This is a genomic window from Streptomyces sp. NPDC020362 (assembly GCF_040642095.1).
GTDB lineage: Bacteria > Actinomycetota > Actinomycetes > Streptomycetales > Streptomycetaceae > Streptomyces.
The window spans coordinates 1-9,679 of the sequence record NZ_JBFAET010000269.1 but is presented as its reverse complement, the minus strand read 5'-3'; the positions used below and the strand labels follow the sequence as shown (position 1 = coordinate 9,679).

Genomic DNA, 9,679 nt, shown 5'->3' with positions numbered 1-9,679 from the left:
CGGCACGGCGGCACGGCGGCACGGCGGCACGGCGGCACGGCGGCACGGCGGCACGGCGGCACGGCGGCAGCGTCGAGCGAGCTCGCCGTGCCGCACAGGGGAAAGGCGCGCTTCCGGGTGACGGCATGTCATGGCGGCCCTTGCACGCGGATACGCGTCCGAGCCCGCCGCTGCCGTCCGCTCCCCCGGGCGGCCCGCTCCCCCGCGCCCGGGCCGGCGGGGGGCGGTCACTTCGTCGCGTCGAGCACAGCCGCCAGGTCGTCACCGTACGCGCGCAGGGCCGCGTTCCGTCTGTGCTGCCTGACATAGGTCACGCTCCACCGGACGGGCAGGGCGATCGCCGTGACCTGCATCGGCGGCAGGACGTCCCGGAGGACTCCCGCGATCGCCGCACGCCTGGTCGGTTCGTTCCAGGACATCGATCAGTCTCAGCTGCGGTCCCCTGCCGCTCCGGCGCCGGCTTCCACGGCCTGCGCCCAGTCCAGGTGCCCCTCTCCCTGGACGAACATCTCGCCGATCTCGTCCTGGCACCAGACGCGCCACTCCTCGGCGAAGTCGGAGCGCCCCCGCAGCCAGGCCTGCGGAACCGCGGGGAAATGCACGCGGAGAACACGGTTGCCGCCCAGGGTGAGGGCGGTGGCGATCATCAGGCCGCTCTCCGCATCGATCTCCCGATCGACGCTCTCCACGCTCACCCCGCGATCCGCCAGCTCACCGAGGTAGGCGACGACGGTCTCCATGCCGTCCCGCTCGTGTTCCTCGTCCAGCTCGAACAGGTCGGAGATGTCTTCCGCGCTCCAGGTCCTGAATGAGTGCTGCATGTGCGGGTGGGGCCTCTCGGGTGTCGTCGGGTTCCGGCAGTCTCGTGATCGCAAGCGGCCGGCCGGTCGCGGGCCTCAGTCGGCGAACGGCTCGTCGCTCCACCGGAACCACGCCCGGTCCCCCTCGATGTGCAGCAGGAACTCGGGAACCGGGCCGTCCGGCGAGGAGAGTGCGACGCGGCGCCGTATCTCGCCGTACGCGGACTCCCACTCCTCCCAGCAGGCGTCGTCGTCCCGGTCGGCCAGGGCGAGCTCCCGGGCGAACAGATCGCGAACGGCGGCGAACCCGGGGCCGGGGACGAACCTGCCCGACAGCCAGGGGAAGTCGGCTTCGTCGATCAGGATCTCCCCGACGGGCTCTTCCCCCGTGCGCACGCACCACACCGTGCCGTCGAACCCCATGGCCCCTCCCCCGGTCCGCCGCCGTTGATCACCCCGTCAGCATGTCACCCGGCACTGACAACGCGGTCGGCCCAGAAACTGATGCGCTCCTTTACTACGGGGTATCCCGCCCGGGTGAAGTGCGCGGCCATCGGGAAATTGCCCTGATCGGTGGCGCCGGCGATGAACGGGCCGCCGCGTTCGGCGAGGAAGTGGGTGCACTCGGCGAGGAGATCGTAGGCGTAGCCGTGCCCGCGGTGTTCCGGCAGGACGCCGATGAAGCCGACGCACGGGCCGGACGAATTGCGGGCGGGGATGTGGATGCCGACGGTCTCGCCCGCGGGCGTGCGGGCGACCTGCCACCACTCGCGCGGTGACGGGAACCAGTGGAAGATGTCCAGTTCCTCCTGGGCCGCCAGGTCCACTCCGCCCTGCTCGATGGCCCGGCGGGCGTGGGCGTCCAGGGTGACGGAGTGGATGCGGCGCAGGGCGTCGAAGAAGACGGCGTCGTCCGGCTCGGAGGAGAAGACGAGACGTCCCGGGCGCCGGGGCAGGCCGTGCTCGGGGGTCCAGCGGTAGACGAAGCGTTCCACCAGCGGGTGGTAACCGGCCTTGCCCGCGGCGGCGGTGCGGGTGGCGACCGCGGCCTGCCGGCCCGGGTCGTCGCGCCAGCCGGACGGCAGGTCGAGATCCAGTTCATCGGGGTGCCAGGGAGCCGTGCGCAGGAGGTCGGCTCCTGCCTCCTCCTCGCCCTCGGCCACGTCGAACCAGTTGACGAGGAGCGGCTCGGGGTCCTCGGGCCGGGCCCACCATGCGGCGCGGGCGACGACCCGGCCGCCGCGCAGGGCGACCCGCTTCCAGTCGGGGCGGTACCGGGTCCGGCGGTGCCGTTCGGCCAGGCCCAGCGGGTCCGGCATGGCGTCGAAAAGGTGGGCACTGCTCTCGTCGAGCGTGCGGAAGACCGTGACGGTCATGGATTCCTCCGGGATGCGTGCCGCGTACGCGGCGTGAAGCGCTCCCGGTCGGTCAGACGTGGCACGCCCGCGAAACGGGGAGGGGGGAGCGCTGGATGACTGTGAACTGCATGACGCTCGCCTCCTTCCGTCCGTCTCGGGCGTGCTGCACACCCTAGGCGGACGGCCCTGGCGGCGTCGACCAGTTTTCGTGGTGCGCGCACTGGGGCTCGACCGGTGGGCGGTGGGGCCCTGGGCGGTGGGCCGGTGAGAGGCTCGGCTCGCGGCGTCGGCGTAGCGTGGGGGTGTGAAGTCGGTGCGCGGCTGGTCGTCGCGCCGGAACCGGGAGGAGCGCGGCTGGCTGCGGGGCGCACCACCGCCGCGGTGGGTGCGGGTGCTCCCGGTCCTGCTGCTCGTGTCGGTGACCGCGGCCACGGTCGTCACCCCGCACGCGAGCGATCTCGGATTCCTGCTGGGCGCGATCCCTCCGCTCGCCGTCCTGTCGTACGGTCCGCTGGCCACCGCCGTCCTGGGCGTGCTGGTCGTCGTGGTGCTGAACATACCGGCGACCCATCTGGACCGGCCGGGCAACACCGATCTGCTCACCATCGTGTTCGTCGCCGTGCTGAGTGTGTTCGTCTCCTATGTGCGCAGCCGCCGCGACGCCCAGCTGGACACGGAGCGCGCGATCGGGCAGGCCGTGCAGCAGGCCGTGATGCCGCCGCTGCCGGAGCGTGTCGGACGGGTCGGGTGTGCCGGGTTCTACCGGGCCGCCCAGGACGGGACGCTGGTCGGCGGGGACTTCTTCGACGTGCGGGAGGGTCCGTACGGCGTCCGCGCGGTGATGGGGGACGTACGGGGGCACGGGCTGGTGGCGGTCGCGACGGTGGTGTCGCTGCTGGGTGCGTTCCGGGAGGCGGTGCTGGACCAGCCGGACCTGGAGTCGGTCGCGGCCCGGATGGATCGCAGACTCTCGGTGGACTCGGCGGGAGTGCGCCACGGGGAACTGTTCGCGACGGCGGTACTGCTGGAGTTCACGGCCGACGCGCGTACGGTCCGCGTGGTCGTCTGCGGGCATCCGGCGCCGGTGCTGCTGCACGACGGGCGGGCCGAGGAGCTGGCCGTCGCGGGGGCCGCTCCGCTGGGCCTCGACCTGGTCGGCGTCGAGTCGCCCAAGGAGGTCACCGTGCCGCTGGGGCCGGGCGATCGCCTGCTGATCGCCTCCGACGGGGTCTGGGAGGCCCGGGACGCCTCCGGCGTCTTCTATCCGCTGCCCGAGCGCCTGGCCGCCTTCACGGACACGGCCTCCGGTGAACTGGCCGAGGCCGTGTGGGCGGACCTCGGGCGACGGCACTACGAGGTCCGTGACGACGCCAGCGTGCTCGTCCTGACGCCCGCTCCGGCGGACATCTGACCCCCGACGACCCCTGCGCCCGTCCCCGACGGACCCGTCGGCCCACCTCCCGGCGGACGCGGATCGTGGCCTGCGGCCTTCGGCGCGCCCGTGGGCCCGAAGGGTCCGGTGCCCCGGCGCCTCGCGATCCCGAAGGCCCTGCGGGCTCGTGCCGTCCACAGGCGCCCCGACGGACACACGTGCCCGAGTTCGAACGCGAGACCCAAAACGCCAGGGTCCGCCACCCCTTCCGCCGCGTAGAAATATCTACCAGCATGCATATGCCGGGTTGGCGTGCAGGCGCACCTAGTGCCCGGTGACGGCCGTTCCCTGCCCTCGGGCCGGCGAGCGAGGATCACCCGGAGCAGTGCATGACGAACACGATGTGGATGCGAGGCGTGGAGTGGCTGGCCGCGGCGGCGGCCGATCCCCGCGCCTGCAAGTGGGAGTGGGACCACGGCGAGGGCATCGCGCTGCTGGAGGCGGGCCGCTTCTGGGACGTCCTGAGCGTTCCCGACCGGCTCGGCCTGCTCACCCTGGACCTGCTGTGGCAGCCCTCGCGGCCCGTGCCGGGGCCGACGCTGGTGGACACCGCCGCAGGGCGGGTCGGGTTCTTCCTGCCGCCGGACCCGTCCGGGGGCTGGGTCGGTGCAGGTCTGCGGTACGCCACGAAGGGGTCCTGGGTGGCCGTACCGCCGCCGTACCGGCCCGCCCGGTTCCTGGAGTGGCTGGTCCCGCCGGACGGCACCGGCACGCTGCATGCGCCCGGGTCGCTGGAGGCGGCGCTGCGGCAGGCCAACGGCACGCTGACCGTGCTGGCGCCGCTGGGCGGGCAGTAACCGGAGCGGATCAGGAGCGCTCGGTTTCGGACCGTGTGCGCTGCGCGAGCCCTGCCAAGGCGGCCCACAGGCCGTCCGGTTCGGCGGGCACGGTCCGCCCCTGCGCCTGCCACTCCTCGACGAGCTGGGCATAGATCGGTTCCCGGGTTCTGAGGGCGCCGGCCACCTCGGTGTGGACGCGCGGGGCGGTCTCGACGCAGGGCAGGCGCCTGAAGAGGAGCGATCCCGTCTGGTACGTCGGGGCCCTGCGGTCCAAAAGGTTCATGCCCGGGCAACGCCCGGAACGCGCCGGTGGTACGCCCCGCCCGGCCCCCGCTCACCGGGTCGGGTGAGCGCACCCCTCGAACGGGGCGTTCCGCCCGTCCGACAAACATCCCGCAGCCGGGTGCACACGGCCGCGATGAGGCCCGTGCCGAGGCCGGGTGCCAAGGGCCGCGAGGGGCCCGTGCCGACCGTCCCGGCCGACAGGCGCCCTGCGGTACGCGCTCCTATGCTGGACGGACAGGGCTCCGACGTCTCGCCCACCGCACGTTCGGCTCTCACGTGCTTGGAGTCAGCCCATGTCGCATTCGCCCGCCCGCCTGCGCAGAGGGGTCGTGGTCGCCGTCGCGGCGGGGGCGCTTGTGGTGCCGCTCGCCGGTGCTCCGGCAGGGGCCGCGCCGGCCTTCGGGACCGTCGCGTTCGCCGCCGGCTCCCCGAGTCCCTCCCCTTCGGGATCGGCCGTCCGTACCCTCACCCCGGAGGTGGCCCGCCAACTCGACACCGCGGTGCAGAAGGTGATGACCGAGGCGCACGTGCCCGGCGTGACGGTCGGCATCTGGACACCGCACCAGGGCAGTTACGTGGCCTCGTACGGTGTCGCCGACGTGACCGGCGGCCGGAACATGACGCCGAACCTGTACATGCGGATCGGCAGCGAGACCAAGACGTTCACCGTGACGGCGCTGCTGCAACTGGTGGACCAGGGAAGGATCGGACTGGACGATCCGATCGGCAAGTACGTCGACGGTGTGCCGGGCGGCGACACGATCACGCTGCGGCAGCTGGCGGGCATGCGCAGCGGGCTGTTCAACTACTCCGAGGACGACAGCTTCTTCAAGGCGCTCACCTCCGACCCCCGGCGCAGCTTCACCCCACAGGAACTGCTCGGCTACTCCTTCAAGCATCCGGTGCTGTTCCCGCCGGGGCAGAAGTTCTCGTACTCCAACACCAATCTCATCCTGCTGGGCCTGGTGGTCGAGAAGGAGAGCGGACAGCCGCTCGGGACCTACATCCAGCGGAACATCCTCGACCCGGCCGGCATGAAGGACACGCTGTTCCCGGTGGGCGCGGAGTTCCCGGCCCCGCACGCGCAGGGCTACACGAACCAGACGGCCGACGGCAAGGTCGCGGACGCGGCCGACTGGAACCCGTCCTGGGGGTGGGCGGCCGGCGCGATGATCTCGAAGCAGGACGATCTGCGGGTGTGGGCGCGCACGGTGGCCACGGGCCAACTGCCGGACGGCCGCTGGATGATCAGCCCCGCCACGCAGAAGCAGCGGCTCGTCACCCCCGCGACGCCCATCCCGGGCGCGGGGTACGGGCTCGGCATCTTCAACGTGCAGGGCTGGATCGGCCACAACGGCTCGCTGCCGGGTTACGAGTCCCTGACCGTCTACCTCCCGGCGGCGCAGGCGACCCTGGTGGTGCTCCTCAACACCGACATCGACCACAACGGCCAGGAACCGAGCACCCTGTTCGGCGAGGCGATCACGAAGATCGTCTCGCCCGACCACGTCTTCAACCTGCCGGCCCAGCCGGCGGCCAGGTGAGGCCGCGACCGGGCCGGACGCACACGCCGTGGCGGTGATGCGCTGCTCGTGCACGGCCGGTGACCGGGTGCACCGGAGCCCGCAGGAGGTGCCGGGCCGCCGGCTGGGTTCCTGGCACAGGTGCGGGGCTCCGACCGGACCCCCGTCCCGGTCGTGCCCCGCGGAGTGCCGAACTTACGTGGGCCGGACGGCGCCGGGTATCGCGCCGGTGCCCTCTCGGCGCGGGCGAGGACTCATCCGTGCACAGGTGAGTCCGGTTGGCCCTGGTTCGCCCCGCCGAGCGTGGGGGCGGCGAGGGCGCCGGAGGCCAGGTGGGCGAGGACGACCTCGTACAGATCGCTGCCGAGGGCCAGCAGCTGGCGTTCCAGGACCGGTTCGGCCGATCGGACGTGCTCGCGCACGGTCTGGGCGTGGACGCCGAGGTCCCGGGCCGCGCGTTCGGCGTTGGAGTCCGCGGCGATCCAGGCCCGCAGGGTGCGGCGCAGGTCGCGGCCGTCCGTGTTCAGGCGGCCGAGCAGGTCGTCGGCCCAGGCGCGCAGCGCCGCCGAGGCCAGGAGGTCGCCGAGCCCGGCCCGGGCCGCCGGGTGCGGGGACGCGCCGTGGGGGTCGTACGGCTCCTGCACCGCTTCGGTGTTGAGCGCGAGGTGGGCGGCGGCGCGGGTGGTGAGGTCGGAGAAGTCGGTGGCGAGCAGGGCCTCGACGCGGTCCATGCGGGCACGGACGGTGTTGCGGCTGACGCCGAGGACCTTGGCCGCGCTCACGGCGGTGAACTCCAGACCGAGCCGGGTGGTGGCGAGCAGTTCGGCGCGGATGTGGTGGGGCAGGCTGTCGAGGGGGCGCAGGACGCCGGCGGACCAGTCGCGCAGCGCGTCCGGGTCCATGAGCCGTGCGGGGTGGGTGCGTTCGGCGTAGACGGCCGTCTGGTCCGGGCGGAAGCGGGCGACGGCAAGGGCACTGATGGCCTGCCCGTAGGCGGTGGCGGTGTGGGCGAGGCGCTGGCGGAGGCTGCCGCCGAGGAAGGTGCCCGGCCGCCCGTCGACCAGGGAGCGCAGGCTCTCCCGCGCCGCGGGTGCGGGGCTGACGACGATCACGTGCCCGTCCATCGCGGGGCAGCGCACGACGAGTGCCTGGCCGCCGAGGGTGTCCGCGCAGGCGTGGGCGAGGGCGTCCCGCTCGGCGGGGGATCCCTCGACGACGTAGACCCGGGCGGTGTCCTCCTCCAGCAGGCCCGGCCACAGACCCGCGGCCACCCGGCGGGCGGAGACGGTCTCCTCCACCATCAGCAGTTGCAGGATGGCCAGCCGCAGGTCGGCGGTGGCCCGCTGCAGCCGGTGCCGGGATTCCGTCAGTTTCCGTTCCCTCAGCAGCAGTTCGAGCACGCCCGCAGCGTGGTGGACGATCTCGGCCGCGCGCCGGTCGAAGGGTTCCGGGCGGACCACGGCGAGCACCGAGCCCGCCGCCGGGCCCTGTTCGGGGTGGGGCAGACGGACCATACGGAGGTGGCGTGTGCCGTCCTGGAGGGCGGCCGCGGAGATCCGGCCGGCGACCAGGTCGGCGAGCACGGTCGCGTCGAGCGGCACGCGGTCGCCGGCGAGGAGGGCACCGTGCGCGTCCTGCAGGCAGACCGCCGCCCGCACGGTCCGCCCGAGCCAGGCTACGACCCGGCGCGGATCCCGGACCGCGGGACGCAACTGGTCGAGCAACTGCTGGGCCCAGGCCGTGTCGTTGTCGTGCAGCTGGGGGGCGTGGGGGTCCTCGTCTGCTCGGCCGGCCACGTCACCGTTCTCCTCGTCTCCGTGCTGACCTCGACTTTCGACGGGGACGTTACCCCAGATGCGCCCCCCGTTCACCCCTGGTGCGGACGGCTTCGACCGCATCGCGGCAGGGACTCACGGCTGCGTCGCACCGGTTTGCCCCCGGGCGCGCGGCAGGGCGCGCGTGGGCTGCGCGTGCGATACCCGGGAGACGGCATAAGCTCGACGGGTGGCGAAGTACTTCGACGTGCACCCCGAGAACCCGCAGCCGCGCAGCATCGGCCAGATCGCCGACGCCGTGCGGTCGGACGCACTCATCGCATACCCGACCGACTCCTGTTACGCACTGGGCTGCCGGCTGGGCAGCCGGGACGGCATCGAGCGGATCCGCTCGATCCGCCATCTGGACGACCGGCACCACTTCACACTGATGTGCCGGGACTTCGCGCAGCTCGGGCAGTTCGTGCGCGTCGACAACGACGTGTTCCGGGCCGTCAAGGCGTCGACGCCCGGCAGCTACACCTTCATCCTCCCGGCCACCCGCGAGGTGCCGCGCATGCTGCAGCATCCGAAGAAGAAGACCGTGGGCGTGCGCATCCCCGACCACGTGGTCACCCAGGCGCTGCTGGCCGAGCTGGGCGAGCCGCTGCTGTCCAGCACGCTGCTGCTGCCGGACGAGGAGGAGCCGATGACCCAGGGCTGGGAGATCAAAGACCGGCTCGACCACGCGGTGGACGCGGTGGTCGACTCCGGGGACTGTGGCACCGAACCGACCACCGTCGTCGACTTCTCCGGCGGCGAGGCGGAGATCGTGCGCCGCGGCGCCGGGGACACCACGCGCTTCGAGTGAGGACGGGCTCCCGGTGAGGCCGAGTGGATCTTGCGTGCCAGCATGAGAGGCACACACAGCGCGGAGCGGTACCTTCCTCCCGCCGCTGATTCCTCAGGAGGCTTCTCACCATGACCGCCGTACAGGGAACAGCCGTCGACATCCCGACCGCGGACGGCACCGCCGACGCCTACCTCGCCCACCCCGCGGACGGGAGCCCGCATCCGGGCGTCCTCCTCTACCAGGACGCCTACGGTCTGCGCCCGCAGCTGAGGGCGATGGCCGACCGGCTCGCCGGCGCCGGTTACACCGTCCTGGTGCCGAACGTCTTCCACCGGCACGGCCGGACGCCGATCGGAGAGCTTCCGGAGTTCATCGACCCCGCCGCGGACCCGACCATCTGGGAGCGGATCGGCCCGGTCATGGCCTCCCTCACCCCCGAGCAGACCGAGCGGGACGCGGACGCCTATCTGGGCCGGCTCGCCGACAGTCCCCTCGTCGCCGACGGCCCGGTCGCGCTGACCGGTTACTGCATGGGCGCCCGCCTGGCACTGCGCACCGCGGCCACCCATCCCGGGCGGGTGGCCGCCGCGGCCGGGTTCCACGGCGGCCGGCTGGCCACCGACGCCCCGGACAGCCCGCACCTGGGCGCCGAGCACATCACCGCGGAGCTGTACTTCGGCCACGCCGACCAGGACCAGTCCATGCCCGAGGAGCAGATCCGGCGGCTGGAGGACGCGCTCACCGCCGCCGGCGTACGGCACACCGCCGAGGTCTACCCGGGCGCTCAGCACGGCTACACCCAGGCGGACACCCCCGCCTACAGCCGCGAGGCCGACGAGCGCCACTGGGCGGCCCTGCTCGACCTGCTGAAGCGCACCTTCTGAGGTCCGCGGGG

Annotated in this window: 11 protein-coding genes; 5 read left to right on the top strand and 6 right to left on the bottom strand. The window is 73.0% G+C overall.

Annotated elements, in window-relative coordinates:
• Positions 1-227: 227 nt before the first annotated feature.
• The 4 genes from AB0H32_RS43755 to AB0H32_RS43740 all read right to left on the bottom strand — a co-directional run bounded on the left by AB0H32_RS43755 (position 228) and on the right by AB0H32_RS43740 (position 2,176).
• On the bottom strand, positions 228-419 hold the full coding sequence (locus AB0H32_RS43755) for a hypothetical protein (RefSeq protein ID WP_361133806.1): 192 nt from the start codon (positions 417-419) through the stop codon (positions 228-230).
• A gap of 9 nt (positions 420-428) precedes the next feature.
• A complete protein-coding gene (locus AB0H32_RS43750) occupies positions 429-821 on the bottom strand; it encodes a hypothetical protein (RefSeq protein WP_361133803.1) in 393 nt (130 codons plus the stop codon).
• 75 nt (positions 822-896) lie between these two features.
• Entirely contained in the window at positions 897-1,223 is a 327-nt protein-coding gene (locus tag AB0H32_RS43745; RefSeq protein WP_361133800.1) for a hypothetical protein, read from the bottom strand.
• A gap of 44 nt (positions 1,224-1,267) precedes the next feature.
• Complete coding sequence (locus AB0H32_RS43740) at positions 1,268-2,176, bottom strand: GNAT family N-acetyltransferase (RefSeq protein ID WP_361133797.1); 909 nt, start codon at positions 2,174-2,176, stop codon at positions 1,268-1,270.
• 286 nt (positions 2,177-2,462) lie between these two features.
• Here AB0H32_RS43740 and AB0H32_RS43735 point away from each other — a divergent pair, with 286 nt between their 5' ends.
• Positions 2,463-3,569 (top strand): PP2C family protein-serine/threonine phosphatase, encoded by a 1,107-nt coding sequence (locus AB0H32_RS43735; RefSeq protein WP_361133794.1) that lies wholly within the window; start codon positions 2,463-2,465, stop codon positions 3,567-3,569.
• Positions 3,570-3,919: 350 nt separating this feature from the next.
• Positions 3,920-4,387 (top strand): hypothetical protein, encoded by a 468-nt coding sequence (locus AB0H32_RS43730; protein ID WP_361133791.1) that lies wholly within the window; start codon positions 3,920-3,922, stop codon positions 4,385-4,387.
• A 10-nt stretch (positions 4,388-4,397) separates the two neighbouring features.
• Here AB0H32_RS43730 and AB0H32_RS43725 read toward each other — a convergent pair whose 3' ends face one another.
• On the bottom strand, positions 4,398-4,652 hold the full coding sequence (locus tag AB0H32_RS43725) for a hypothetical protein (protein ID WP_361133788.1): 255 nt from the start codon (positions 4,650-4,652) through the stop codon (positions 4,398-4,400).
• 295 nt (positions 4,653-4,947) lie between these two features.
• On the opposite strand from AB0H32_RS43725, the gene AB0H32_RS43720 reads away from it, so the two are divergent.
• Complete coding sequence (locus AB0H32_RS43720; protein WP_361133785.1) at positions 4,948-6,198, top strand: serine hydrolase domain-containing protein; 1,251 nt, start codon at positions 4,948-4,950, stop codon at positions 6,196-6,198.
• Positions 6,199-6,431: 233 nt separating this feature from the next.
• Here AB0H32_RS43720 and AB0H32_RS43715 read toward each other — a convergent pair whose 3' ends face one another.
• The gene (locus AB0H32_RS43715; protein ID WP_361133782.1) at positions 6,432-7,973 is read right to left on the bottom strand and encodes a helix-turn-helix domain-containing protein; all 1,542 of its coding nucleotides are present in this window, start codon (positions 7,971-7,973) and stop codon (positions 6,432-6,434) included.
• Positions 7,974-8,181: 208 nt separating this feature from the next.
• Between AB0H32_RS43715 and AB0H32_RS43710 the strand changes: the two genes are divergently transcribed.
• Entirely contained in the window at positions 8,182-8,802 is a 621-nt protein-coding gene (locus tag AB0H32_RS43710; RefSeq protein ID WP_361133779.1) for an L-threonylcarbamoyladenylate synthase, read from the top strand.
• 110 nt (positions 8,803-8,912) lie between these two features.
• Positions 8,913-9,668, top strand: coding sequence for a dienelactone hydrolase family protein (locus tag AB0H32_RS43705; RefSeq protein WP_361133776.1), 756 nt, complete (start codon positions 8,913-8,915; stop codon positions 9,666-9,668).
• Positions 9,669-9,679 lie beyond the last annotated feature (11 nt).

Excerpts from the sequence above, each read along its gene's own strand:
- AB0H32_RS43730 (WP_361133791.1), top strand. The coding sequence starts at position 3,920 with ATGACGAACACGATGTGGATGCGAGGCGTGGAGTGGCTGGCCGCGGCG.
- AB0H32_RS43720 (WP_361133785.1), top strand. The coding sequence starts at position 4,948 with ATGTCGCATTCGCCCGCCCGCCTGCGCAGAGGGGTCGTGGTCGCCGTC.
- AB0H32_RS43750 (WP_361133803.1), bottom strand. The coding sequence starts at position 821 with ATGCAGCACTCATTCAGGACCTGGAGCGCGGAAGACATCTCCGACCTG.
- AB0H32_RS43705 (WP_361133776.1), top strand. The coding sequence starts at position 8,913 with ATGACCGCCGTACAGGGAACAGCCGTCGACATCCCGACCGCGGACGGC.
- AB0H32_RS43755 (WP_361133806.1), bottom strand. The coding sequence starts at position 419 with ATGTCCTGGAACGAACCGACCAGGCGTGCGGCGATCGCGGGAGTCCTC.
- AB0H32_RS43740 (WP_361133797.1), bottom strand. The coding sequence starts at position 2,176 with ATGACCGTCACGGTCTTCCGCACGCTCGACGAGAGCAGTGCCCACCTT.
- AB0H32_RS43725 (WP_361133788.1), bottom strand. The coding sequence starts at position 4,652 with ATGAACCTTTTGGACCGCAGGGCCCCGACGTACCAGACGGGATCGCTC.
- AB0H32_RS43745 (WP_361133800.1), bottom strand. The coding sequence starts at position 1,223 with ATGGGGTTCGACGGCACGGTGTGGTGCGTGCGCACGGGGGAAGAGCCC.